The sequence below is a fragment of the Andreprevotia lacus DSM 23236 genome, assembly GCF_900176275.1.
In the GTDB taxonomy this organism is placed as follows: domain Bacteria; phylum Pseudomonadota; class Gammaproteobacteria; order Burkholderiales; family Chitinibacteraceae; genus Andreprevotia; species Andreprevotia lacus.
This window is the reverse complement of sequence record NZ_FWXD01000023.1, coordinates 39,336-63,697: the sequence shown is the minus strand read 5'-3', so window position 1 is coordinate 63,697 and position 24,362 is coordinate 39,336. Positions and strand designations below refer to the sequence as shown.

Below are 24,362 nucleotides of genomic sequence, written 5' to 3'. Positions count from 1 at the left end.
AAGACCTCGTATCTTGATACAGCCAGCCCCGACACAGCTACCATGGTGCCAGAGCAGGCCGGGCAGAATGATGCTGGCAAGACTTTAGGCCATTGAGTACGCTCAACAAGCCTGTGGGTCAGATAAGCACACCTGCCCGTTTCTCGTTCATTCAGTCCGAACGGTAACCTGAGCCAGCGCCAAGCGGAATACACGCGCGCCAAGCTCGCATACGAGGAAGGCCAAGAACGATGAACGATCTGCGCTGCTTTATCGGTATTGATGTCGCCAAACTCAAGCTGGATCTGGCTTTGCTGGTCAACGGCAAATACAAGTCCAAGGTGGTGCCCAATACGCGGGAGGGCCACCAGCAGTTGCAGCAGTGGTTGCTGGACCGCGATGCCACGCCGACCAACAGCCATCTGTGCATGGAAGCCACCGGTCCCTATTCGGAAACGGTTGCGACGGCGCTGGCCGATCGGGGCTGGCCGGTCAGTATCGTCAACCCGGCACGCATCAAGGGCTTTGCGCAAAGCGAGCTGAGCCGGAACAAGACCGATTCGGTCGATGCCGCGCTGCTGGCGCGCTTTTGCAGTGTCATGCAGCCCGAATGCTGGACGCCACCGCCTGCGGAATACCGCACCTTGCGCGCCTGGGTGGATCGGCTGCAGGCGCTCAAAGACATCCAGCAGCAGGAGAAGAACCGCCAGGAAGCCGCCTTGGCCATGCAGCAAGCGGCGCTGGTCGATTCGATCCAGCATCATCTGGACTGGCTGGCGCAAGAGATCGCCCGCATCGCACAAGACATCGACGACCATCTGGATCATCACCCCGGTTTGAAGCGCGATGCCATGCTGATGACCAGCATTCCCGGCATTGGCAACACCACTGCCGCCAAGATGCTGGCCTATGTGGGCGACGTGCGCCGTTTCGAATCCGCCAAAGCGCTGGCCGCCTGGCTGGGCGTCTCGCCCCGGCAACGGCAATCGGGCAGTTCGGTGAGAGGCCGGACCATGCTCAGCCGTGCCGGTCACCGCAGTGCGCGCACCGCACTCTACATGCCGGCGCTGGTGGCGCTGCGCCACAATCCTGCTTTGCAGGCATTCGGCGAACGACTGCGCGCCAACGGCTTGGCGCCCAAGGCCGTGGTTGGCGCGGCCATGCGCAAGCTGGCACATCTGATCTTTGGGGTGGTGCGCTCAGGCATGCCATTCAATGCAGAAATGGCGATGCCGAGGCTTGACCTTCAAGACGGTATCTGACCATCGCCACCGTTGCGCAGCACATGCAGCTACCCGAATACAAGCTGCGCCAGCTCATCAACCAAGGGCTGGGCTGGCGCAACTTCAACGCCTTCGTGAACAGCTACCGTATTGCCGATGCCCGCCAGGCACTGGCCGACACCGCACAAGCCGAAGTACCCATCCTCACCATCGCCATGGATGCTGGCTTTCAGTCGCTGGGGCCGTTCAACCGGGCGTTCAAGGCAGAGACCGGCTTGACGCCCACGGCCTTCCGCAGTGAACAGCTCGCCATGCAGGTAATCGCTGGCGCCTGAGCGCAGCGGATCAAGCGGCCGCCGCCGGCAGGCACCCCATCCCCACCAGCGTATTTTTAACCGCTACATCCAGCGGTGTGTGCGGCTCTTCGCCCAACACCGCCACCAGGCGGGCGTTGTCCATGCGCACCGGTTCGCGCCACAGGTAGCGCATTTCCAGCAGCTCGCGCAGCGTAGCCACCAGCGGCGAGGCCAGGCGGATCATCCACCACGGGAAGGGTTTGATTGCCGGCTTGCCACCGCCTTGCTGCGCCACCACGCGCTGCACGGATTGGGCGAGCTGGCTGCCGTCGGCATCCCAGTGCCCTTGCATGTGGTAGCGGGCGAAGGCCGGCAGCGCATCGCGCCGCGCCAGCAGGCGCAACATGGTCTGCGCCACATCGGGCAGATAGGCAAACTGGTGGCCGACACCAGGGCCGGGCAAGTTGACCAGTTTCACCGGCTGGCCGGGCTTGACCATGCCCTGGGCAAACCAGCTGTTGCCGGCACTGGGGCCGAAGAAATCGCCGGCCCGCACGATGATCACGCGCGCTTCGCCGCTGGCAGCAGCCGCTTCCAGCCGGCGCTCCATATCCACGCGTATCGCGCCCTTGCGGGTGCGCGGCTGCTGCGGGGCGTCCTCGCTGATCAGCGGGAAGGCATCGGGGCCGTAGTTGTAGACGGTGCCGGGCAACACGATGGTGGCGCGGTTGGCCCGCGCAGCAGCAATGGTGTTGTCCAGCATGGGCAGCACCAGCTCACCCCAGCGGCGATAGCCGGGCGGGTTGACCGCATGCACGATCACGCAGCAGCCAGCAGCGGCCTTGGCCACGTCGGCGGCGTTCATGGCATCGCCATCACGCCATTCGATGCCGTCTTTGTGCACCACCGGCGCCCCCAGCTGGCGCTTGAGCCCGCGCACCTGCCAGCCGGCATCACGCAGTTGCCGCGCCACTTCGCCACCGATGCCGCCGCTGGCGCCCACCACCAGTACCTTGTTCGTTGCATTCATGTCGATCACCTCGTGTATGGGTTGGTGATTGCATTCTGCGCCGCAGCTCATTCATTTAAAATTGCCTAACAATTTACCGCGGCTATACTTTTTTGCATGACCAATACCATACCGTGGGAGCTTTACCGCTCCCTGCTGGCCGTGCTGCAGGAAGGCTCGCTGTCCGCCGCAGCACGCGCACTGGACTTGACCCAGCCGACCGTGGGCCGGCATATCTCGGCGCTGGAGGCGGCACTGGGGCAAACGCTGTTCACGCGCTCGCAGGCCGGCCTGTTGCCCACCGATGCCGCCCTGGCGCTGCGCCCGCATGCCGAGGCCATGCACAGCACCGCAGCCGCACTGGAACGCATGGCGCACGGACTGGGCAGCGAGGCACGCGGGCCGGTGCGCATCTCGGCCAGCGAGATCGTCGGCGTTGAAGTACTGCCGCCGCTGCTGGCGCCGCTGCGCGACCGTTATCCGCATCTCGAGATCGAACTGCTGCTGAGCAACCGCGTGCAGGACCTGGTGCTGCGCGAGGCCGACATCGCCGTGCGCATGACGCCACCTCAGCAAGATGTATTGCTGGCAGCCCGCGTCGACGATGCGGTGATCGGCCTCTATGCGCACGAGCGCTACCTGCAGCAGCACGGCACCCCCACCACGCTGGAGGCGCTGGCCGGCCACGCGCTGATCGGCTTCGATACCGAAACACCCTTCTTGCGCAGCGCCGCGCAGCGCTTTTCGCTCTGGCAGCGTGCCAATTTTGCCTGGCGCAGTGATAACGATCTGGCACAGCGCGCGCTGCTGCGCGCCGGCGCCGGCATCGGCGTATGCCAGACGCGGCTGGTGCAACCCGGGTCGGGACTGGTGCGCTTGTTTGCGCAAGAATTTGCGTTGCCGCTGCCCACCTGGGTGGTCATGCATGCCGACCTGCGCAGCAGCCTGCGCTGCAAAGTGGTATTCGATGCGCTGGTGCAGGGGCTGCGCGCCGGCCCTGCTGTCGGCTGAAAACGCCGGTTTGCAGGATTCGACCAGCCGATTTTCAAACTCGGCGAGAGCATGATTGCGGCCAGGAGCAAGCTGGGGCACCTGCCTCCACCCCGGACTCCTCATGCGCCCCACTCGCCTGCTCTCCCTAGCCCTGTTTGTGCAACTGGCTGGCTGCACCTGGCTGTTACCCGCCCAGCCGCAACAAGTTGCCAGCGGTTTTACCAGCCACCTGATCTGCAGCGAGGCTTTTGTATCCGGCCTTGATCCAGCTCGCGTGTATGCCGAGCGCATTGCACCCACCGGCAGCATGTGGCTGCTGGGCGATGCACTGCACTACCGGGTGGACCGCGAGCGGCAGCTCGTCGCCGCCGATGTTGCCGGCCACTACCCCAACACCGCCTACTACCGGCCGGGCAGCGGCTGCACGCTGGGCGCAATCCCCCCGCAGGTGGACAACCCGCCAGCCACAAGCGCCGATGCCGTGCTCGTCCCAGCCACGCCGGCACTCGCCCATGTGCTGGATCTGGCGTTTGCCGAGCGCACGCAGCCGCCGCACATCGCCACTCATGCGGTGGTCATCATGAAAAACGGCCGCATCGTGGCCGAGCGCTACGCACCCGGCATCGGCCCCGATACACCACTGCTGGGTTTTTCTGCCAGCAAGTCGGTCACTAATGCGCTGTTCGGCATCCTGGTGCGGCAGGGCACGCTATCCGTACAGCAGCCCGCGCCGCTGAGCGAATGGCAGCACGATGGCCGCAGCGCTATCACTATCGATCAGCTGCTGCGCCAGACCAGCGGACTGGACTTGCCGCAGACCAATTCAGGCTTTGATGCCACCTCGCGCATGAGTTTCATCGAGCGTGACATGGCCGGCTTTGCCGCCAGTCGCCCACTGGCGCATGCACCTGGCAGCCACTGGGACTACACCGACGGCAACTACCTGCTGCTGTCACGCATCCTGCGCGATGCCGCCGGCGGCGATGCGGCGGCCGTGCACCGCTTTGCCGACCGCGAACTGTTCGGCCCGCTGGGCATGCGCAACGTCACCATGGAATTCGACCCTACCGGCACCCCGTCCGGCGCCGCCTTCATGCTGATGCCGGCGCGCAGCTGGGCGCGCTTTGGCCAGCTTTACCTCGACGATGGCATGGCCAACGGCCAGCGCATCCTGCCCGAGGGCTGGGCGCGCTACAGCGCCAGCCGCACGCTGGATACCGGCTATGGCGCGGGCTTCTGGACCAACCAGGCCGACGGCGACGGACCTTGGGGGCTGCCCTGGGGCTTTCCCTCCGCGCCGCGCGATACCTTGTTTGCCATGGGCTATATGGGCCAGTTCGTCATCGTCATGCCATCGGAAAAACTGGTGATCGTGCGGCTGGGGGCGGCGCATCACCCGGATGGCTTGCAGCCGGGCATGGACAGGGTGATTGCAGCGGCAATCAGCGCGACACGCGGACAGGCCAACTAGCCTGCGATATTTGTGGGCCGCCTCAGACACAGGCGGCTCAGCGCGAAGAGCAGGCACACCTCCGCCAAAGGAGGAAGAAAGATGATGGCAAACTGCAACACTCCGCCAGTCCAGCCTCCGACCTGACGCGGCCACTCGGACCACAAACCAGCGTAAGCCCCCAGCAGCAGTACCACCACGCATATGACACTCAAGCGAGCCAGTCGCCGCTTGTTCCGCCACACCGCCCAGGCACTCAGGACACCCCAGCCAGCCAGAGCAACGGCCATCAATCCCGGCCAGCCCACCAGCAGCAGAAACCAGGCCATGGTCATCAATGCGATCAAGTCATCGTTCATGGCACCTCCTTGTAGCTGGATCATGAATCGCTGGTGCCCTCATGCCAAGCTCCTTGACATGGCGCTTCAAGCAAATTAATTTACCAACCAGATAATTAACCGTTTGGTGTATTAAATGGCACCCGATGCACTCAGCGCCACCTTTGCCGCGCTGGCCGACCCCACCCGCCGTGCCATTCTGGCGCGGCTGGCGACGGGCGAAGCCTCGGTCAAGGAACTGGCCGGGCCGTTCCAGATCACCGCACCAGCCGTCACCAAGCACCTGAAGGTGCTGGAGCATGCCGGGCTGATCAGCCGCAGCCGTCATGCGCAGTGGCGACCGTGCAAGCTGGAAGCCAAGCCGCTGCGCGAAGTGGCCGACTGGATATCGCAGTACCGCGAATTCTGGGAAGGCAAGCTGGACCGGCTGGCCGATTACCTCACCACCTTGCAGGCAGCACAGGCTGCGGCAGGCAAGGGGCAGAAAGATGACCATCACTAACGCTGTATCCACTCACCGCTGGAGCCGTCATGCTGATCTACTTCGTTGTTGCTTTGCTTGTCGTCCTTGCCGTGCTGCTGTTGCTGGCCGCCGGCAAGCCCGATCAGTTTCGCATTGTCCGTCGCACCCACATCAACGCCGAGCCGGCGCAGGTGCATGCGCTGATCAATGACTTCCGGCGCTGGACGCTCTGGTCGCCGTGGGAGAAAAAAGACCCGGCCATGCGCCGCAGCTATGGCGACATCACCGCCGGCGTGGGTGCGCACTACGGCTGGGCGGGCAACAAGAACATCGGTGAGGGCAGCATGACGATCCAGGCCTCGACGCCCGAACGCATCGTGATCCAGCTCGATTTCCTCAAGCCGTTCGAAGCGCACAACATCGCCGAATTCACGCTGACCGCCGCTGGCGGCGGTACCGATATCGAGTGGGCCATGTCCGGCCCCAGCCCGTTGATGGCACGGGTGATGCAGCTGTTCTTCAGCATGGAAAAAATGGTCGGCCCCGATTTTGAAGCGGGCCTGGTCAACCTCAAAGCTCAGGCCGAGCGAGCTGCCGGCCCTCAGGGAGTTGCACAATGACGACCGCGCTGCACACCGCGCAGGAATTCACCTTCTCGCGCACGTTTGATGCCCCGCGCCAGCTGGTGTGGGATGCCTTCACCCAGGCCGAACATCTGGCGCACTGGTGGGGGCCCAAGGGCTGCGACATTGAAGTGGCCGCACTGGACGTGCGCCCCGGCGGCCAGTTCCACTACTGCATGCGCCTGCCCAACGGCGCGGCGATGTGGGGCAAGTTCCTCTACCGCGAAATCGACGCCCCCGGCCGCATCGTGTTCACCAATGGCTTTGCCGATGAAGCAGGCAATCTGATCCGCTCACCGTTTCATACTGCGTGGCCGCTGGAAGTCCTCAACATCTGGACCTTCGACGAGGCCGACGGCAAAACCACGCTGACCTTGCGCGGTGCACCGATCAACGCCAGCGAGGAAGAGCACGCCATCTTCGTCGCCCACTTCGACAGCATGCGCGGTGGTTTTGGCGGCACCATGGAGCAGCTGGCTGCCTATCTGGCTCTGCTGGGCGGCTAATGCCGCACGGCCCGGCAAACCGGGAGTCATGGCCCTCCGGTTTGCCGGGCTCATGAAGTAAAACCATTGCTCAGTGCTTGAGCGTGAACATCGCCCGCGTACTCGGCCCCTTGTCCTTGTCGCCGTCGGCCTGCGTGGCATCGACTTTGGGCTTGACCAGGAATACGCGCTCGTCCGGCACGCCCAAGCCCTTGAGGAAGTCCTTCACCGCCAGCGCGCGGTGGCTGGCCAGCTGGCGCAGGTCGTCGTCGGTAATGGCCATATTGGCCAGCAGCAGCTTGCGCATTTCCTCCACCGGCAGTGATTTACTCAAGCCCAGCACGTTCTTGGGCTTGGGAAACTTGGCCTGCTTGTAAACCGGCGCGATGAAGCGCTCGTAATCCGCCTCGTCCACAGTCAGTTCATCAGTGGATGCTTGGCCGCTGTCGGCCAGTGAGCGGGCCTTGGCGGCCCGGATCAGTTTATCCAGCTTGTCCTGCTTCAAGCCCTCACGGTCCAGCTCCGGGTTGACCCAGCCGGCGATTTCCAGTTGCAGCGACGGCCGGTCAGCCAGCGCCTCGGCCAGCTTGGTCAGCGGATCATAGTGCTTGGCATCGAGCGTGGCGCTGCCGGGCTGGAACGGCACATAGGCAAAGCTGGGGCCACCGCCGAATGCACCGGCCAAGGCATCGAAGGGGGCGGTGATGATCTTGGTCAGCACATTGAATACCGCCTGCCAGACGATGTGGCCCACGCTGAAGTTGGGGTCGTCCAGCGTGCCGCTCACCGGTATCTGCACATTGATCTGGCCGTTGCGGTCGGTGAGCAGCGACAGACCGAACTTCACCGGCAGCTTGGTGGCGTCCGGGCTGCCCGATGGCTTGTCGCTCAAGGTGAGCTGATCCAGCAATATCTTGTTCTGCGCCTGCAGCTTGCCGCCCTCGATGTGGTAGCTCACGTCCATCGAGAGCTTGCCCTTGTCGATACCATAACCTGCGTATTTGGATGCGTAGGGGGTGGCGGCGGTCAGCTCGTAGCCTTTCACGCCGCCCTTGATGTCGATGAACAAATCCTTGGCCAGCGGGTTGAGCTGGCCGCTGATATTCACCGGGGCGATGCGATCCACGCTGCCGCGCAAATCCAGCGTGGCGCTCGTGGCCTCGACCGATGACAGGCCGGTGAGCAAACCCGCCATGTCGGTGAGGTTGGCGGTGTAATTGGGCTGGATGAAGTTGTCGGTGTAGTTGATGTTGCCACCCGAGAACGTCACCTTGGCAATGCGTATCGGCGGCAATGCGGTCTTGGGCGCGGTGGCAAGCACTGCACTGGCCTGCTCGGCGGCTGGTTTGGCCGCAGCCGGTGCACTGGCGGTGACGGATACAGGGGTCTGATCCTTGACCACGATATCGCTCAGGTTCATGCGCCCGGCGCTGGTCAGGATCAGCCGCGAGTAGAAATCGGTGAGCGCGACATCCTTGATCGCCAGATCAAAGGGCTGGCTGTTGAAGGCAATGCCACCCAGATAAAAACTCTTCCAGCGCAAAAAATCATCGCCACTGAGCTTGTCCACTGCATTGAACGCGGTCAGGTTGAAATCGCCGTTGTAGGCCACGCGCAGCGGCGTACCGCCCTTGAGCTGCAGCTCGCCCTTGGCGCCCAGCTTGCCGCTGGTCAGCGACACATTCAGGTAGCGGCTGAAATACGGCTGCACATAGGCCACATCGAGCTGCTTGGCCTGGATGCCCAGTTTGCCGACTAGCTGCTGCAAATCCAGCCCGCCACTAATGGCGAAGTCCCCACCGTGCGCACCGGCACCTGACAGCTTGAGCTGGGTGCTTCCCGTCAATGGCCAGCGCAATGGTCCAGCCTGCAGCGCAACGGACTTGATACCCAGTGGCACGGCATTGGGCAGCGTATCGTCGCGACCGCTGAATGCCGCGCCAGCCAATTGCAGTTGCTGCAATTGCAGCTGCCAGGCCGGGCCGGCTTGTGCGCCATCGCCGGGCGGCAACAGGCTGGCCAGCAGCCATTGCCCGTCACGCTGGCGCGACAGATCGACGTTCAGGCCATCTAGCACGATCTTGTCCACGCCCAGTTGCCGTTGTGCCAGATCAAGCGCGATGCCCGTTACGGCCAGCGTCTTGCCCGCCAGCGCCGGGGCCTTGGCGCGTTGCGGACGCAAGGCAAACTGCTGCAACTGCACGCTGCTGTCGCTCAGCTTGAACGCTGCCGACCCATCTGCCGGCAGCGCCAGATCGTAGTGCAGTTCGCCACCCAGCGTGCCCTCCAGCGGTTCGCTGCGCAGCAAGCTGCGGTAATACGGCGCCCATGCGGCCAGCGGGGCGTCCGCCAGGTTCAACACGCCGCTGGCATGGCGTGCGGCCAGCTGCAGCTCGCCGGTATGCTGCAGCGTGCCGATGGCGGGGCCAGCCACGCTCAGCGCTATCTTGGCCGGCTGCGCAGCGGTGGTATCGAGCTGATCGACCTGCAGCGCAATCGGCGCCAGCCGTGTGTGGAGGCCCGCAGGGGCATCGGCCCAATCCAGCGCGCCACCCTCAATAGTGAACTGCGCGATATGCAGCTGTAGCGGCAGGCCGGCCTTTGCCGGAGCCGGCGCCGGTTTGTCGGCGACCGGCTGCTGCAGCGCGGCCAGCCAGTTGAGCGCGCCCTTGCCGTCGCGCGCCAAGGTGACTTCGGGCTGCTGCAGCAGCAATTTGCGTATGGCATAACGGCCCGCCAACGGTTCCAGTTTGTCCAGCTGCAGTTGCAGTGCCTGCATGCGCAACAAGGGTGCGCCATTACCATCGAGCGATACATCGTGCGCGGCCAGCTGCCCTTCCAGCAGCACGGTAGGCGTCCCGGCCTGGCGGAACACCAGTTGCAAGCGGCTGTCCAGCACGGCCTTGTTGAGCCGCAGTGCGGGCGGCGTGGGCAGGTAATCCCAGTAGCGAGCCAGATCGACGCCATCCAGTGTCAGCGCCAACCGGGTATCGGCATGCTTGCCGAATGGCCGGGTGCTGCCCTGCAGTTGCAGCGGTGCGCCATCCAGCCTGAAAGCCAGCCTGGGCTGTACTTCGGTCTCGATGAACACCGGCAGGTTGGAGATGAAGGGGATGTCCAGCGCCAGCGCATCCAGCCGGTGCTGCTGTTTGAGCAAGGCATCGGCAAAATCGATGCGGCCATTGCTGATGCGGATATTGTGCACGGCAAAACGCTGTGGCTCGCCGCTGCTGCCAGATTGCCCCTGCAACAGATCAGACCAGTTGTAGCGGTGGGTATCCAGCCGCCTGATCTGCAGATACGGCGCATCCACCGTCAGGTTTTGCACCACCGGAGCACGGCGCCATAGCGAAGCAATCGCCAGATTGACATCCAGCCGCCGGATCGACAGCACGGTTTGCGTGCCTTCCCGCACCTGCAGCGGCCCGAGCGTGGCACGCAGGGTATAGGGGTTGAACGCCAGCGCATCGATTTGCACACTGCGGTGCAACGCCTGCCCCAGCACCTGTTCCAGCCGTGGTCTGGCCCACCAGGGCAACAGCCACCCTGCCAGCGCACCGTAGCCCAGCACAACGGCGATCGGTATCACGATCCACCGCGCGCGGCGGCGCAAGGCACTGAGCAACAAGGCAGGTTTCATGGTGGCGCTGCGAGGTAGTTGGAACTAAAACTATAGCGTCAGGCCCATACCCATGACCACCATAAAAACCCTGAGTGGTTGCAGGCCGTCAAGCCCGTTGATCGGCGCCGCAATGCCTTTCATTCAAAGCAAGATTCGCAGTTGCGGCCGATTTGGCAGTAGAATTGCGGTCTAACCGCTTGCATCGCCATTGCGCTCAGTACGGGCAGAATTCAGCAGGAACCATACATCGTGGCGTTTTCCCTGTTCCGCAAAAAAGACAACGATCCAGTCAAGCCGGCCTCATCAGGCCCGGCGGCGCTCGACCGCGCGTCGGTATTGCCGCAGCAGGAACCGGCCAGACCACCGGCCCCATCACCGATGGATTCCCCTGCCGACAGCGCCAGCTACAACCTGTCCGAGCTGACCATCGAGGTGGCCGATGCCGGCACGCACCTGAGCCCGGCAGAAGAAGAGGCCGTGGTGCTGTACGCCAACGGCCAGCTTGCCGCCGCCATTGAAAGCGCCAAGGCCGCCATCCCGGGCATCGTTGGTACCCGGCAGGCCTCAACGTGGCTGCTGTTGTTCGACCTGCTGCAGCTGGCCGGCGATCACGCCGGCTTTGATGAGCTGGCGCTGCAATACGTGGTCGAATTCGAAACCTCGCCGCCGCTGTGGCGCGAGCTGCGCAAGGCGGCCCCCGCCGCCCGCCCTAGCGGTCCGACCAGCGGGGCCATCTCGCTGCCGGCCAACCTGTCCATCAGCACCGTACAGGCCGAACTCAGCAAGGTGCTGGCTGCGTGCGAAAAAGGCGGTATCGTGCGGCTCGACGCCAGCCGCGTCGTCAATATTGACGCCACGGCCGCAGCCGAGCTGCTGTCCTTGTGGCCACGTGCCCGCAAGCTGAAAGCCAGCCTGCAACTGCTGGGGGCAGATTCCTTCGGCAAATTGCTGGCAAGCAAGATCGAAACCGGGCGCCGCAATCATGCAGAGGCCACCTTCTGGCTGCTGCTGATGGAGCTCAAGCAAACGATAGGCGAGCAGGAAAACTTCGATAACCTCGCCATCGATTACGCCATCACCTTCGAGGTATCACCCCCGTCGTGGGATGACAGGCTGGTGGTCAAGGCCGCCCCGGTGCCAGCCGGAAAAACCGGCGATGCGGCGGCAGAAGCCCCCTCCTCGCCAGACCGCATGCAGCTGAGCGGCGATCTGGTCGGCGGTGCGGCAGACAGCATCGGCAAGATCCGCCAGTTTGCGCAGAGCCATGGCAAACCCGTCATCGACCTGAGCGGCGTAGGCCGGGTGGACTTTGAAACTGCCGGCCAGTTGCTCAACCTCGGTGTGGAATTGATGCAGGCCGGCAAGATGCCTACCCTCGCCGGCGCCAACGAACCGATTGCCGGCTTGTTCAAGCTGATGGGCATCACCGAGCTGATGCCACTGGCAAAATAGCACCCTGCCCGCGCAGCAGCAGGCCGCTGCGCTCTTGCGTTCGCCGTGACTGCCCCCACCTGTTCGCTAATCTCATCCGCAGGGCAATTCCATGCAGCAATTCGACGGCACCACGATCGTTTCCGTTCGCCGCGGCGACAAGGTCTGTGTCGGTGGCGACGGCCAGGTTACCCTGGGCAATGTCGTCATCAAGGGTACCGCACGCAAGGTGCGCAAGCTGTATCACGACAAGGTCATCGTCGGCTTTGCCGGTGGCACAGCCGATGCGTTCACGCTGTTCGAGCGCTTTGAAGCCAAGCTGGAAAAGCACCAGGGACAATTGACGCGCGCGGCGGTGGAGCTGGCCAAGGACTGGCGTACCGACCGGGCGCTGCGCCGGCTGGAAGCCATGCTCATCGTGGCTGACCCGACCGCCACACTGGTGATTACCGGCAATGGCGATGTACTGGAACCCGAGCAAGGCATAGCCGCCATCGGCTCTGGCGGCGCTTTTGCACAGGCGGCCGCTACCGCTCTGCTCAATAACACCGATCTGCCGCCCGAGGTGGTAGTGAAGAAGGCGCTGGAAATCGCTGGCGACATTTGCATCTACACCAACCAGAACCACGTACTCGAAAGCCTCTGAGCTTCGCGCTCGGGACGCGATCTGCTGCCGGGGTTACGACATGCAACAACGATCGTAGCCCGGCCGCGCGCAGAGACGGGCGGCTCGGCTACAATCGCAAGCCATGACCCACACGCTTGCCTGCCTGCGTTTTCTCAACGCCTCCAGTTTTACCTCCGGTGCCGATATTGCGGATCGGCTCGGCCTTTCACGCGCCAGCGTATCGACCGCGCTGGCCGACAGCGAAGCATTCGGCATTGCGCTCGAGCGCCGTCACGGTGCCGGCTACCGGCTGACCCAGGACATAGACTGGCTGGATGCTGCGGCCATACAGGCCGCGCTGGGGCCGGCAAGCCATCTGCGTGTCGAGGTACTGCCGCGCACGGATTCAACCAACAAGCGGCTGACAGCCGAGCCCGCGCATGGCCGCGTACTGGCGGCCGAATGGCAGGACAACGGCCGCGGCCGCATGGGCCGCAGCTGGCAGGGGCAGCTGGGTGGCAGCTTGCTGTTTTCGCTGTGCTGGACCTTTCCCGGCGGCGCCAATACCCTTGCCGGCCTGCCGCTGGCGGTAGGCAGCATGCTGGCCGAAACGCTGGCTGATTGCGGCGTAGCCGGCATCAAGCTCAAATGGCCCAACGACCTGCTACTGGAGATCACACAAAACGGCGGCCGCAAGGCCGGCGGCATCCTGATCGAGATCGCTGGCGATGCCATGGGGCCGGTCTCTACCGTCATCGGCATTGGCCTGAACCTGACCGCACCACGCGTGGCCGATCAGGCCGTGGCCGGCTTGCACGAAGGCGGACTCACCCTGTCACGCAATGCCTTGCTGGCCCGTTTGCTGGGTTCACTCGAAGCCGGCCTGCAGCGCTTTGCGCAGAATGGCTTCTCTGCCTTCCGCAGCCAGTGGGAAGCACGCCACGCTTGGGCAGGCGCCAGCGTCAACGTGCTCGACCCCGCCGGCGGCATGCGGCAGGGACTATTGCTGGGGCTGACCAGCGAAGGGGCGCTGCGGCTGCAGACCGAGGCAGGCGAAACCATCATCCACGCTGGCGATGTCAGCCTGAGGCGTACATGAGCACCCGCTTGCTGCTGGATCTTGGCAATACCCGGCTGAAATGGGCGCTGGAAAGCGGCGCACAACGGCTGGCCGATGGCGATGCGCTGCATGCCGAGCTGCCGACGCTGGCTGCGCGTTTTGCATCACTGCCGGCACCCGACGGCATTTTTGGCTGTACGGTTGCCGCCCCAGCACTGCGTGAACAGCTTGACGTGCTGTGCCTGCGGGCCTGGCAACAGAAGCCGCGCTGGCTGCAGGTCAGCAAGGAAGCACTGGGCATACGCAACCGCTATCGCCGCATCGAACAACAAGGGCCAGACCGCTGGGCGGCTGTGCTGGGCGCCAGCCAGCGCCACCCTGCGCAGGCGCTGGTGATCGCCAGTGCCGGCACGGCGCTGACGGTGGACAGTGTCACCGCCGACGGCACGTTCCTGGGTGGCATGATCCTGCCCGGCTACCGGCTGATGAAGACCGCGCTGGCGCAGGGCACGGCCCGCCTGCCCGATGCGGCCGGCAGCCTGCATGACTTTCCCACCAGCACCGAGGACGCCATCGAAACCGGCGTACTCACCGCATTGGCCGGCACTGTGGATACCGCGATGCGCCGGCTGGGCGCACGCGGCGAAGAGCCATTGCTGTTACTGGCCGGCGGCGATGCCGAGCGTATTGCCCCCTTGCTGGTCTCGCCCCATCGTATCGAACCCGATCTCGTCCTGTGCGGCCTTGCCGCATTGGCCGTTGCCAAGGAATTCACCCCATGAAATGGCTGTTCTTCATCCTGCTGGTCGCCAACCTGCTGTTCTTCGGCTACACGCATGTGGCCCCGCACGCGCAACCAGGCCGCACCGTGAGCAAGGAAATGAATGCCTCGCAGGTGCATATCGTCAACGTAGCCAGCACGCCGGCCCCCAGCGCCACCCCGGCGCCAGCGGTGGCAGACACGCCCGAGCCTACGCCGGCCCCGTCGGGGAAACCGGCAGCCACCAGCCCCCCGGTGCCGACGCAGAAGCCCGAACCGACCCCCAAGCCCACCAGCAAGCCCGCGCCATCGCCCGAACCGCAGGCGCAGGCCACGGGTGACGTGTGTGTACGCTGGACCGGCATCACGGGCGACCAGGCCAATCTGGCCCGCGACAAACTGCGCCAGCTGGGCCTGACCGCGCAGGAAAACACCGCTGCCCAGAATGCCAAGTTCTGGGTCTATGTGCCGCCGCTCAACGACATCGAAACCGCGCGCAAGAAGGCACAGCAATTTGCCGAGCTGGGCGTGGATGACTATTTCGTGGTCAACAATGGCAGCAAATGGCAGAACGCCATCTCGCTGGGCATTTTCTCGACCCAGGAAGCGGCCGACCGCCGCCTGAACGACCTGCGCGACAAGGGCGTGAAATCGGCCATCGTGCGCGAGCGTGACGACGGCGTGCGCCACACCAGCTTCCTGGTGCGCAAGATCAGCGACGAGCAACAAGCCAAGCTGGCCAAGGTCGCCGAACTGCTGCGCGGCTCGCAAGTGGAAAAGGTGGCCTGTAAATAGGGCTGCCCGCCCAAACAAAAGCGGCCTGCGGGCCGCTTTTGTTTGAATGGTCAGCTGAAACCCTCTGTTCAAGGATAACTGTATTGCTGCCAGCGCTGCTCGCTGCTCAGCGGTATCCACTGCGGCCCTTCGTCGCGCCGTGCGGCAGCGGCCGGGGCGGCAACGGCTGCCGGGGGCTTGGCCATGACCGGCATCTCCTGCTGCAAGGCGCGGGCGACCGATTGCACCGGCACGATGGCATCCTTGGGCAACATGCTGGCCGGCAACACGCGCACCATGGCCGGGTCAGGCTGAGTTGTGGCAACCGTTTTGTGCACCCGCGACGGCGGCAACAAGCGCGCCTGCGCCGAAACCAGCGTACCCAGCATGAACACGGCAAGCAGCAAGGTTTTCATCGCATTTTTCCTGTACTGACAAAGCGGACATAGTCGCCAATCTCGGGCTGGCTGCCTTCAGCCAGCGCAGTGGCAAACAGCGGCTGCACCTGTTCGACGCGCACGCTGCCGGCCAGATCCTCGACCAAGCCCTGGCCTTGCGCATCAAGCGCACTCAATGCCTGCAGGTCCTGTCCGGCGCGCAACCTGTACAACTGCAGCACGTCGCCGGGGGCGATGCCGGATACCGTACCGGCGTCGAAATACAGCCGGCGCCCTTCGACCCGCACGATGCGCGCCGAGAACGGGATGCAGGCCACGTCGCCGCTGACCTGCTGCGCCAGCTGGTCAAGCACGCTGCCCACGGTCTGGCCCAGATCGCCCTGTGCGAAGCCGGCGCTGTCCACGGCCTGATCCGGCCGTGCCATCACTTGCCCGCTGGCCACCTGCTGGCCACGATGGCGCGAGACCAGCGCGCCGGAAACACCGTCGAACAGATAGACCTCCATGTCCACCTGCCGCGCTTTGGGCATGGATTTCACCCCGGCGCCCAGCCAGCCCAGCAGTGGCAGCGCAAAGGTGATCTTGCGTTCTTCGGGGCGGATTTCCTGCCCGTAAACCGGGCGGTACTTCACCCCGGAGGTGGACAGATCATGCACCAGCCCGCCAATGATGAACTGCACGCCATAGCGGCGCGCCAGCTGGCGCACCTGCTCCGGGCGCAGTTGCGGGTCGATCACGCCGGGCTGCGGTGCGAACGCCAGCTCGTCCGCGCCCAGATAAGTCAGAAAGCGGCCACCGTTACCCAATCGGTCTGCCAGCACATGCTGAAAACCGTTACCAGGGTCGGCCAGATCATTGGCTTGCGCCGGGCGAGTCAGCCAGAACGGCGTCACCAGCACCTTGCGTTTGTAAGCCGCGCCGGCACACTGGGCCTTGCCGCCGCTGGCAACGTTCACCGCAGCGGGTTCGGCAGCAGCCTCGACCGGGGCCGGCATGGGAGCGGCCTTGGCTGGCTGCCCCATACCGGGTTCGATCTGCACGAAATACATGGTGCCTTCGCGCCACTCACGCAGCAGCGTATAGCTGCCGGGCCCTGGCTGCTGCGGGCGTACCTGTTGCGATTCTGCATTACGGCCGGCATCGCTGCGCCCGGTGGCTGTCACCATGGCGCCATTGAACAGCGCGGCGTTCTGCAATGCATCGTTGATCGCTGCGTCGCGCGCGGCGTTCACGTCACCGGCATAGGGCGCGGCACCCAGTACCGGCGCAGCCTGCACGGCACCGGCCCACAGCACGGCGCCGAGCAGCAGTGCGGCCAGTCCTAGCTTCATCACTTGGCGTAATAGAAATTGCTGGCGACGGTCTTGCTGGTCGTCGGCGTTGCGGCGGCTTCCGGCTTGGGCGCCGGGGCCTCGACCTTGCTGGCCTCGGGCTTGGGCGCCTCGACCTGCATGCCTTGCTGGGCACTGCCGGCCTCACGCACGAAGTCGCCGTTCAGTTGCAGCTCCAGCACCGTCTCATACGCGCCATCAGGCAGCGGGTTGACCGACAGCACGCGTGCGCCGCGTAGATAAGCATCGACGTAGTAACGGAAGCTGTCGTTCTGCAGTGCCAGCGCCGACACCGTGCTCTGCCCGGTCAGGCGCAGGCCCTGCACGGTTTCGGCCAAGGCGCGATAGGCATCGAGCTTGGACGCGCGCATGGCCAGCATGCGGCGTTGCGCCATGGTCAGGCCATCCATGTTCGGCATGGCGCCATAACCTACCGCAGTAACCCGCGACGGCACGATCACGTCCGGCATGCGCCCCGGAGCGCCGTTGTCATTGCTGGCGGTTTTCAGCATGCCGCAACCGCCGAGCAATACGCCCGACAAGGCCAGTGCGGCCAGCATGGCGGATCGCTTGATCATGGCGAACTCCGTTCTATCTGGATGGAATACTGCGAGTCTAGCCGCTCGTCCGGCTGTCAGCCAGCACGACGCTTGAATACCAGGTCCCACACGCCGTGGCCGAGGTTGATGCCCCGGTTTTCGAACTTGGTGAGCGGGCGGTAATCCGGACGCGGCGCATAACCATCGGCCGTGTTTTCCAGCGCCGGCTCGGCAGACAGTACCTCCAGCATCTGGATCGCGTAGTCTTCCCAGTCGGTGGCCAGATGCAGATAGCCCCCCGGCTTGATGCGCGATACCAGTTGCTTGACGAAGTCAGGCTGCACCAGGCGGCGCTTGTTGTGGCGTTTCTTGTGCCACGGATCGGGGAAGTAGATGTGCACGCCATCCAGGCAGCCCGGCTGCAGCATGTGTTCCAGTACCTCGACTGCATCGTGCTGCACGATGCGGATATTGCCGATGCCTTGCTCGCCGATCAGCTTGAGCAAGCTGCCCACGCCGGGGGTATGCACCTCGACGCAGAGAAAATCGCTGTCCGGGCGACCAACGGCGATCTCGGCCGTTGCCTGGCCCATGCCGAAGCCGATTTCCAGCACGCGCGGTACGCTGCGGCCAAAGGCGGCATCCAGATCAAGCGCCTCTGCGGCATAGGGGATCATGAAGCGCGGGCCAAACTCGTTGAGCGCGCGTTCCTGCCCGGCCGACAGGTGGCCCTGGCGCAGCACGAAGCTGCGGATGCGACGCATGAAATGCGGGTTGTCCATGAAGCGGAATCCTGAAAAAGCCAAACGCCGCATCGGCGGCGTTTGTGACACTAGATGGCGGGATTATACCCGAGCCGGCGCTGCTTATTTAGTCAGCACCAGTACGGCATCGGCTTCAACCAGTGCGCCCTTGGGCAGCGCAGCGGCCTGGATGGCCGCGCGCGCAGGGAACGGCGCGCTGAAGTATTCGCCCATGATCTCGTTCAGGGTGGCGAAGTTGGCCAGATCGACCACGAATACGCCCAGCTTCACGATATCGGACAGATCGCCGCCCGCCGCCTGGCACACCGCGCGCAGGTTCTTGAACACCTGGTGGCATTGCGCCTCGAAACCATCGACCAGCACGTTGCTGACCGGGTCCAGACCGATCTGGCCGGACAGGTAAACGGTATCGCCCACCTTGACGGCTTGCGAATAGGTGCCGACGGCCTTGGGGGCGTTGTCGCTGTGGATGATGGTCTTGCTCATACGCTGCTCCGGTCTTTAGGGTGGACTTGCATCCGATGGGCGATTTTAGCCCGTTTGCCGACGTGCGCCCAAGCGCATCACCCCTCATCACGCTGTTTGCGCCGCAACCAGCTGCGCAGCAAACGCGCGACACGCCAGCCGGTTAGCGCCAGCGGGATCGCCCGCGCAATCCAGCCCAGCCGGCCATGCGTCATCAATTTGCCGGCCAGCTCGACCAACTGCAGCGGATTACCCAGCAAGCCCAGCAATTTGCCGCCACCGATGGATTGATCCACCGGCTGACGCAAGGCCTGCCAATCGTGTCCCAGCTGCATGCGGTAGGCATCGGCCTGCAGTTGCAAGGCTTCCTTGCGCATGCGGCGCAATTCGCTTCTGCTCAAGTTGCGTCGGCTCATGGCAGCAGTTGCTCCCTGTCCTTGCGTAGCTCGGCCAGGGTGCCGGCAAACGGCGCCGGGCCATTCACCAGCTTGTGCCGCACCAGCCAGCCGCACAGCAGGGCCAGCAGCAGGTAAGCCGCCCCCAGCCCGGCCAAGGCGCAGGTGCGCCAGGCCGGGTCTACCCACCACACCAGCGCGATGGACAGCAATACCAGCCCCAGCGCCACCAGCACCAGCGCCAGCACGGAGAGTGCCAGCAGCCACAACAGCCGCTCGCGCTCTTCCTCCAGCTCGATGCTGAACAGCGCAAGATGGTTGCGTGCCAGGCCAAACAGATTGGCCAGCAGGCGCCGGATCAGCTGAGGTGGGTTGGGGGCGTCGTGTTCGCTCAACGGCGCGACACCAGCATGCCGAGCAGGAAGCCGACACCGGCGGCAATACCGATCGACGTCCACGGGTTCTCGTGCACGTAGTCATCAGTGGCCTTGGCCGCAGCCTTGGCCTTGCCGGCCACCAGCCGCTCGGCTTCGATCAACTTGGCCTTGGCTTCGTACAGATTGGCCGCAATGCGCTCGCCGAGCGCGCCAGCCTTGTCACCCTGCTCGCTCACCGTGGCCTTGATCAGGCTTTCGGTGTCATCAAGCACGGTACGCAGTTCGTCGAGCAATTCCTTCTGTTCCGCTTTGGCAGTCATGCTGAACTCCACGTTGAGGTGAAAGAAGCTTCATTCTGGCGCAGCTTGACGAATTTGTTATGTAAATCCTTGCTTCGAGTGAAAACTTCACAAATGCGCGACACGCCAATCGCGATCACGTCAGGAAGCGCTCCAGCAAGGCATTCAGAAAGCGCCGGCCGCGTGCGGTCGGGCACACGTGGTTGAGCTCGCGTTCCAGCAACCCGTCAGCACGCGCGCGCTCGACTTCGTGGACCAGCTTGGTGATAGGCAGGCCCGTGCGCTCGGTGAACAAGGTCAAATCAAAGCCTTCGGTCAGCCGCAGCAGATTGAGCATGAACTCGAATGGCAGTTGCTCCAGCGTCACCGCTTCTTCGGTCTGCACCGCACTGCCTGCCGCCATTTGCTGCAGGTATTCACCGGGCTGCTTGTAGCGCATCTGGCGGATGATCTTGTCGGGGAAACTGATCTTGGCATGCGCGCCGGCGCCGATGCCGAGGTAATCACCAAAGGTCCAGTAATTGAGGTTGTGCCGCGCACGACGACCCGGCTTGGCAAACGCGCTGGTTTCATAGTGCTCGAAACCCGCTGCGGCCAGGCGTTCCTCGATCGCGTCCTGCATGTCGGCCGCCATATCGTCGTCGGGCAGGTTGGGCGGGTAGCGGTGGAACAGCGTGTTCGGCTCCAGCGTCAGGTGGTAGGCCGACAGATGCGTGGACTGGCAGTCTATGGCACGGTCGATATCGCTCAGCGCCTGTTCCAGCGTCTGTTGCGGCAGCGCGTACATGATGTCGAGGTTGAAGTTGTCGAAATGTCGGTGGGCGATCTCGACGGCGCGCAATGCCTCGTCATCGTTGTGGATGCGGCCCAGCGCCTTGAGGTGCGCGGGGTTGAAACTCTGGATGCCGATGGACAGCCGGTTGATGCCAGCCTCGCGATAGCCGGCAAACTTGGCGGCCTCGAAGGTGCCCGGATTGGCTTCCAGCGTGATTTCCGAATCGGGCAGCAGTTTCACGCGCGCGCGGATGCCGGCCAGCAGCGTATCCATGCTTTGCGCCGAAAACAGGCTGGGCGTGCCGCCGCCCATGAAGATGCTGGTAACCGGGCGGCCCCATACCAGCGGCAGGCAGGTTTCCAGATCGCGCAGCAGTGCGTCGATGTATTGTGCCTCCAGCGCCGGGTCCAGCCCGTCGCCGCCCTGCCCGCGCACCGCGTGCGAGTTGAAGTCGCAGTACGGGCATTTCTTCACACACCACGGAAAATGGATGTACAGCGCCAGCGGCGGCAAGGCGGTCAGGCCCCAGTTGGCACGGCCAACGGGCATGGCAATGGCGGACATAATCAGGACTTCTGGTAGGGGTTGTGCAGCTGGTCAACCAGCCGGTGCAGCACGGTTTTCATCTGGTCTTCGGCGACTTCCATCAACAGGCCGTCCTCGAAGGCGTCCTGCATCATCTGCACGATTTCGTCGAGGTTCTCGTTCATCACCTTGACCTTCTCGGTACACGACACCACCGATTGATCGGGCCGACACCAGACGGCATAACGCTTTTCGTCGCTCACAGCCCGGTTTCCTGCAGTTTGCCCAGCAACACCTGCAACGCCTTGCCACGGTGCGAAATCGGGCTTTTCTCGTCCGGTGTCAGCTCGGCGGCGGTTTTGCCCAGCGGCGGAATCAGAAACAGCGGGTCGTAACCGAAGCCGCCATCGCCACGCGCTGCGGTCAGCACTTCGCCCAGCAGCACGCCGTCGGCAATCACGGGTTGCGGGTCTTCCGGGTGGCGCACCAGCACCAGCGCAGCGTAATACCAGGCACGGCGGTCGTCATTGCCGGCCAGCTCGGCCAGCAGTTTTTCGTTGTTGCGCGCGTCCGATTTGGGCTCGCCGGCAAAGCGCGCCGAATACACCCCCGGCGCACCGCCCAGTGCATGCACGCAAATGCCCGAGTCGTCGGCCAGTGCCGGCAGGCCGGTGGCCCGGCTGGCATGGCGCGCCTTGGTCAGGGCGTTCTCGACAAAGGTGCCATAGGGCTCCTCGGCCTCGGACACGCCCAGTTGGCCCTGCGGGATGATCTCGATATCCAGCGGCGCAAACAGCCGCTGGAATTCCTTCAATTTGCCGGCATTGTTGCTGGCAAGCACGATACGTTTCACTGTGGATTCCGTGACGATGGCTGCAAAGGCAACCAGCTTATTTTTTGGACAGCGTCAGCACGCCGCTGCCGCGCGTGAGCTGGAAGCGGTTGAGCACCGTTCCTCCGATCAAGATGGTGTCCAGACCGCTGCTTTCAATCACCGCCACTTCAACCGTGTAGAGCGGGATGCCGCTGATGTCGACACGCGGCACATTCACGATCCACACCTTGGCCAGTCCGTTGGCGGTCTTGACCGCCGTTTGCCGCCCGTTTTTGTATTCGATATGCATGCGCTGAGCGATCTGCTCTGGCATGGACAGGTTGGTAGCGCCGGTATCGATCAACCCGCGCTCGATCACGCTGTTGATCTTGATGTCGGTAAAGAAATTGCCTGCCGGATCGGCATTGAGCGTGAATGAGCCAGAGCCATCACCGCGTGGCGCCCCCTCATCCGAGACATAGCCTTCACCCAGGCGCAGGGTGCGCGTGAGTGTACCGATCTGCACCGCAGCACTCTCCGACTCGAGCTTTACCAGCTTGACGCCGCCCGATTCCTGCCCGATCGCCAGCACCTGCTTGCGACCATTGATCTTGAACATGGCCTTGCCGCCCAGCACAGCGATCAAGGTCACCTCGTCGGCCAGCACCGGCCCGGCCAACAGGGCTGCCGCCAGCAATGCACATAGTCGTTTCATGGCTCACTCCCCTCCTGTTCTGTAACGGCTGCCGGCCGCATTTCGGTCAGCGCAGCTTCGATCAGCGGCCAGCCGGCATCCTTGAGCAACTTGGCATCGGACAGCGTTCGCCGCCATTGCCGCGCACCCGGCATGCCCTGGAATAACCCCAGTATATGCCGTGTAAACAAGCGCAGGGGCAAGCCGTCAGCCAGCTCGGCTTCCACATAGCTCCGCAGTGCGCGCATCGCGGCATGCCGGCTCTCCGGCTGCCAGTCACTGCCGTAGTACAGGCGGTCTACCTCGGCCAGCATCCACGCATTGTGATAGGCCTCGCGCCCCACCATCACGCCGTCGACATGCTGCAGATGCTGCTGTGCGGCAGCATGGTCGGCAATGCCGCCGTTGATAATGATTTCCAACTGCGGCAGATCGCGCTTGAGGCGGTAGACATAGTCGTACTTGAGTGGAGGAATCTCGCGGTTTTCCTTGGGACTGAGGCCCTTGAGGATGGCATTGCGCGCATGCACGATGAAGGTATTGCAGCCCGCCTCGTGCACTTCGGCCACGAAATTGAGCAAAAAGCCGTAATCCTCGACCGCGTCGATGCCGATGCGGTGCTTGATGGTTACATCGATACCGCACGCGTCGCGCATGGCCTTCACGCAATCGCTGACCAGGGTCGGCTCCAGCATCAAACAGGCGCCAAAGCTGCCGCTCTGAACGCGCTCGGACGGGCAGCCGACATTCAGGTTCACCTCGTCGTAACCCCAATCCTCGGCAATTTTTGCGCAGCGGGCCAGATCAGCCGGCTCGGACCCACCCAGCTGCAACGCCAGCGGGTTCTCTACCTCGTCGAAACGCAGATGGCGCAGCTTGTCGCCATGCAGAATCGCACCGCTATTCACCATCTCGGTATACAGCCACGCGTGGCGGCTCAGCTCGCGCGCAAAGCGCCGGTAATGACGGTCCGTCCAGTCGAGCATCGGTGCAATGCAGAAACGGCGCGAAGGGGTAAGGGCTAGTGTCACGATACGGCCTGTCAAAATGAAACGGCCCGGCGCAGCAATGCGTCGGGCTCTTGGCAATTATTTTCCCGCGCCAGCCATGGCGGGGTCAAACCCGGCTGCCGGCCGGGGCATCAAGCCTGCAGCGCCTGCCCTTGCAGCACGATCAGCTCACGGATGCCGGCATCGGCCAGATCAAGCAGCGCATTCATTTCAGCGCGCGAGAACGGCTCGCCTTCCGCGGTGCCCTGGATTTCAATGAAGCGGCCGGAAGCCGTCATCACCACATTCATGTCGGTTTCGCAGTCCGAATCCTCCACATAATCCAGATCCAGCACCGGGGTGCTGCCAACCACGCCGACGGAGATGGCGGCAACGTGCTCGCGGATGGGGCTGGCGGCCAGCTTGCCAGCTGCAATCAGGCCATTGATGGCATCGGTAAGCGCAACGAAGGCACCGGTGATGCTGGCAGTACGCGTACCGCCGTCGGCCTGGATCACGTCGCAATCGAGCACGATCTGGCGTTCGCCCAGTGCCTTCATGTCCACTACGGCGCGCAGGCTGCGGCCAATCAGGCGCTGGATCTCCTGCGTGCGGCCAGACTGCTTGCCCTGCGCGGCCTCGCGCTTCATGCGCGAATTGGTCGAGCGCGGCAGCATGCCGTACTCGGCCGTCACCCAGCCCTGCCCCTTGCCTTTGAGGAAGGGCGGCACGTTTTCTTCCACGCTGGCAGTGCACAGCACCTTGGTATTACCGAATTCGATCAGCACCGAGCCTTCGGCATGACAGGTGTAGTTGCGGGTGATGCGGACGGGGCGAAGCTGGGCGGGGGTACGGCCGGAGGGGCGCATGGCGGCATCCTGAAA

29 protein-coding genes are annotated in these 24,362 nt (G+C 63.9%); 12 read left to right on the top strand and 17 right to left on the bottom strand.

From position 1 onward, the window contains the following. The first annotated feature begins 230 nt into the window (after window positions 1-230). A complete protein-coding gene (locus B9A19_RS16695; protein WP_084092270.1) occupies window positions 231-1,241 on the top strand; it encodes an IS110 family RNA-guided transposase in 1,011 nt (336 codons plus the stop codon). Between the two features lie 23 nt (window positions 1,242-1,264). Next, window positions 1,265-1,537 carry a helix-turn-helix domain-containing protein gene (locus B9A19_RS16690; protein ID WP_084092268.1) on the top strand — a complete coding sequence of 91 codons (273 nt, stop codon included), beginning with the start codon at window positions 1,265-1,267 and terminating at the stop codon, window positions 1,535-1,537. A 10-nt stretch (window positions 1,538-1,547) separates the two neighbouring features. Here the strand turns inward: B9A19_RS16690 and B9A19_RS16685 are convergent, their stop codons facing one another. Next, window positions 1,548-2,528 carry an NAD-dependent epimerase/dehydratase family protein gene (locus tag B9A19_RS16685; protein ID WP_084092287.1) on the bottom strand — a complete coding sequence of 327 codons (981 nt, stop codon included), beginning with the start codon at window positions 2,526-2,528 and terminating at the stop codon, window positions 1,548-1,550. 96 nt (window positions 2,529-2,624) lie between these two features. Here B9A19_RS16685 and B9A19_RS16680 point away from each other — a divergent pair, with 96 nt between their 5' ends. Both B9A19_RS16680 and B9A19_RS16675 read left to right on the top strand, forming a co-directional pair. Next, window positions 2,625-3,518 (top strand): LysR family transcriptional regulator, encoded by an 894-nt coding sequence (locus tag B9A19_RS16680; RefSeq protein ID WP_084092266.1) that lies wholly within the window; start codon window positions 2,625-2,627, stop codon window positions 3,516-3,518. A 103-nt stretch (window positions 3,519-3,621) separates the two neighbouring features. Then, window positions 3,622-4,971 (top strand): serine hydrolase domain-containing protein, encoded by a 1,350-nt coding sequence (locus B9A19_RS16675; RefSeq protein ID WP_084092264.1) that lies wholly within the window; start codon window positions 3,622-3,624, stop codon window positions 4,969-4,971. Here the strand turns inward: B9A19_RS16675 and B9A19_RS16670 are convergent. Further along, complete coding sequence (locus B9A19_RS16670) at window positions 4,968-5,309, bottom strand: hypothetical protein (RefSeq protein WP_139798921.1); 342 nt, start codon at window positions 5,307-5,309, stop codon at window positions 4,968-4,970. The genes B9A19_RS16675 and B9A19_RS16670 overlap by 4 nt on opposite strands. Window positions 5,310-5,424: 115 nt before the next feature. Here B9A19_RS16670 and B9A19_RS16665 point away from each other — a divergent pair, with 115 nt between their 5' ends. Genes B9A19_RS16665 through B9A19_RS16655 form a run of 3 tightly spaced genes read left to right on the top strand, consistent with a single transcriptional unit; the run spans window position 5,425 to window position 6,880 of the window. Further along, window positions 5,425-5,790, top strand: a complete 366-nt coding sequence (locus tag B9A19_RS16665) for an ArsR/SmtB family transcription factor (RefSeq protein WP_084092261.1) — start codon at window positions 5,425-5,427, stop codon at window positions 5,788-5,790. Between the two features lie 29 nt (window positions 5,791-5,819). Beyond that, window positions 5,820-6,371: an SRPBCC family protein gene (locus B9A19_RS16660; protein ID WP_084092259.1), complete on the top strand. Its 552-nt coding sequence runs from the start codon at window positions 5,820-5,822 to the stop codon at window positions 6,369-6,371. After that, the gene (locus tag B9A19_RS16655) at window positions 6,368-6,880 is read left to right on the top strand and encodes an SRPBCC family protein (protein WP_084092258.1); all 513 of its coding nucleotides are present in this window, start codon (window positions 6,368-6,370) and stop codon (window positions 6,878-6,880) included. Before B9A19_RS16660 ends, B9A19_RS16655 begins: the two co-directional genes overlap by 4 nt. A 70-nt stretch (window positions 6,881-6,950) precedes the next feature. On the opposite strand, the gene B9A19_RS16650 is transcribed toward B9A19_RS16655, so the two are convergent. Beyond that, a complete protein-coding gene (locus B9A19_RS16650; protein ID WP_084092257.1) occupies window positions 6,951-10,499 on the bottom strand; it encodes a DUF748 domain-containing protein in 3,549 nt (1,182 codons plus the stop codon). Window positions 10,500-10,730: 231 nt separating this feature from the next. Between B9A19_RS16650 and B9A19_RS16645 the strand changes: the two genes are divergently transcribed. From B9A19_RS16645 to B9A19_RS16625, 5 genes are all read left to right on the top strand, one after another. Then, complete coding sequence (locus tag B9A19_RS16645) at window positions 10,731-11,933, top strand: STAS domain-containing protein (RefSeq protein ID WP_139798920.1); 1,203 nt, start codon at window positions 10,731-10,733, stop codon at window positions 11,931-11,933. 91 nt (window positions 11,934-12,024) lie between these two features. Next, the gene (gene hslV, locus B9A19_RS16640) at window positions 12,025-12,558 is read left to right on the top strand and encodes an ATP-dependent protease subunit HslV (RefSeq protein ID WP_084092255.1); all 534 of its coding nucleotides are present in this window, start codon (window positions 12,025-12,027) and stop codon (window positions 12,556-12,558) included. Window positions 12,559-12,661: 103 nt separating this feature from the next. Further along, on the top strand, window positions 12,662-13,618 hold the full coding sequence (locus tag B9A19_RS16635) for a biotin--[acetyl-CoA-carboxylase] ligase (RefSeq protein WP_084092254.1): 957 nt from the start codon (window positions 12,662-12,664) through the stop codon (window positions 13,616-13,618). Next, window positions 13,615-14,361, top strand: a complete 747-nt coding sequence (locus B9A19_RS16630; RefSeq protein ID WP_084092253.1) for a type III pantothenate kinase — start codon at window positions 13,615-13,617, stop codon at window positions 14,359-14,361. The genes B9A19_RS16635 and B9A19_RS16630 overlap by 4 nt, the downstream gene beginning before the upstream one ends. Continuing rightward, window positions 14,358-15,134, top strand: a complete 777-nt coding sequence (locus B9A19_RS16625; RefSeq protein ID WP_084092252.1) for an SPOR domain-containing protein — start codon at window positions 14,358-14,360, stop codon at window positions 15,132-15,134. Before B9A19_RS16630 ends, B9A19_RS16625 begins: the two co-directional genes overlap by 4 nt. Before the next feature lie 68 nt (window positions 15,135-15,202). Here B9A19_RS16625 and B9A19_RS16620 read toward each other — a convergent pair whose 3' ends face one another. From B9A19_RS16620 to rph, 14 genes are all read right to left on the bottom strand, one after another. Continuing rightward, a complete protein-coding gene (locus B9A19_RS16620) occupies window positions 15,203-15,529 on the bottom strand; it encodes a hypothetical protein (RefSeq protein WP_084092251.1) in 327 nt (108 codons plus the stop codon). Further along, window positions 15,526-16,842, bottom strand: a complete 1,317-nt coding sequence (locus tag B9A19_RS16615; protein ID WP_084092250.1) for a flagella assembly protein FlgT middle domain-containing protein — start codon at window positions 16,840-16,842, stop codon at window positions 15,526-15,528. The genes B9A19_RS16620 and B9A19_RS16615 overlap by 4 nt, the downstream gene beginning before the upstream one ends. After that, the gene (locus B9A19_RS16610; RefSeq protein ID WP_084092249.1) at window positions 16,842-17,420 is read right to left on the bottom strand and encodes an LPP20 family lipoprotein; all 579 of its coding nucleotides are present in this window, start codon (window positions 17,418-17,420) and stop codon (window positions 16,842-16,844) included. The genes B9A19_RS16615 and B9A19_RS16610 overlap by 1 nt, the downstream gene beginning before the upstream one ends. Window positions 17,421-17,476: 56 nt before the next feature. Continuing rightward, window positions 17,477-18,163 (bottom strand): tRNA (guanosine(46)-N7)-methyltransferase TrmB, encoded by a 687-nt coding sequence (gene trmB, locus B9A19_RS16605; RefSeq protein ID WP_139798919.1) that lies wholly within the window; start codon window positions 18,161-18,163, stop codon window positions 17,477-17,479. An 84-nt stretch (window positions 18,164-18,247) separates the two neighbouring features. Continuing rightward, window positions 18,248-18,631, bottom strand: coding sequence for a Rid family detoxifying hydrolase (locus tag B9A19_RS16600; protein ID WP_084092248.1), 384 nt, complete (start codon window positions 18,629-18,631; stop codon window positions 18,248-18,250). 77 nt (window positions 18,632-18,708) lie between these two features. Then, the gene (locus B9A19_RS16595; RefSeq protein WP_139798918.1) at window positions 18,709-19,026 is read right to left on the bottom strand and encodes a hypothetical protein; all 318 of its coding nucleotides are present in this window, start codon (window positions 19,024-19,026) and stop codon (window positions 18,709-18,711) included. After that, on the bottom strand, window positions 19,023-19,400 hold the full coding sequence (locus B9A19_RS16590; RefSeq protein ID WP_176216982.1) for a phage holin family protein: 378 nt from the start codon (window positions 19,398-19,400) through the stop codon (window positions 19,023-19,025). Before B9A19_RS16590 ends, B9A19_RS16595 begins: the two co-directional genes overlap by 4 nt. Continuing rightward, the gene (locus tag B9A19_RS16585; RefSeq protein WP_084092243.1) at window positions 19,397-19,702 is read right to left on the bottom strand and encodes an ElaB/YgaM/YqjD family protein; all 306 of its coding nucleotides are present in this window, start codon (window positions 19,700-19,702) and stop codon (window positions 19,397-19,399) included. The genes B9A19_RS16590 and B9A19_RS16585 overlap by 4 nt, the downstream gene beginning before the upstream one ends. A gap of 115 nt (window positions 19,703-19,817) precedes the next feature. Continuing rightward, the gene (hemW, locus tag B9A19_RS16580; RefSeq protein ID WP_505579038.1) at window positions 19,818-21,020 is read right to left on the bottom strand and encodes a radical SAM family heme chaperone HemW; all 1,203 of its coding nucleotides are present in this window, start codon (window positions 21,018-21,020) and stop codon (window positions 19,818-19,820) included. 2 nt (window positions 21,021-21,022) lie between these two features. Next, on the bottom strand, window positions 21,023-21,244 hold the full coding sequence (locus tag B9A19_RS16575) for a hypothetical protein (protein WP_084092241.1): 222 nt from the start codon (window positions 21,242-21,244) through the stop codon (window positions 21,023-21,025). Continuing rightward, entirely contained in the window at window positions 21,241-21,834 is a 594-nt protein-coding gene (gene rdgB, locus B9A19_RS16570) for an RdgB/HAM1 family non-canonical purine NTP pyrophosphatase (RefSeq protein ID WP_084092239.1), read from the bottom strand. Before rdgB ends, B9A19_RS16575 begins: the two co-directional genes overlap by 4 nt. A gap of 37 nt (window positions 21,835-21,871) precedes the next feature. Next, window positions 21,872-22,510, bottom strand: a complete 639-nt coding sequence (locus B9A19_RS16565) for a retropepsin-like aspartic protease family protein (RefSeq protein ID WP_084092236.1) — start codon at window positions 22,508-22,510, stop codon at window positions 21,872-21,874. After that, entirely contained in the window at window positions 22,507-23,520 is a 1,014-nt protein-coding gene (gene dusA / locus B9A19_RS16560; RefSeq protein WP_084092280.1) for a tRNA dihydrouridine(20/20a) synthase DusA, read from the bottom strand. Before dusA ends, B9A19_RS16565 begins: the two co-directional genes overlap by 4 nt. Window positions 23,521-23,630: 110 nt before the next feature. Beyond that, the gene (rph, locus tag B9A19_RS16555) at window positions 23,631-24,347 is read right to left on the bottom strand and encodes a ribonuclease PH (protein ID WP_084092234.1); all 717 of its coding nucleotides are present in this window, start codon (window positions 24,345-24,347) and stop codon (window positions 23,631-23,633) included. Window positions 24,348-24,362 lie beyond the last annotated feature (15 nt).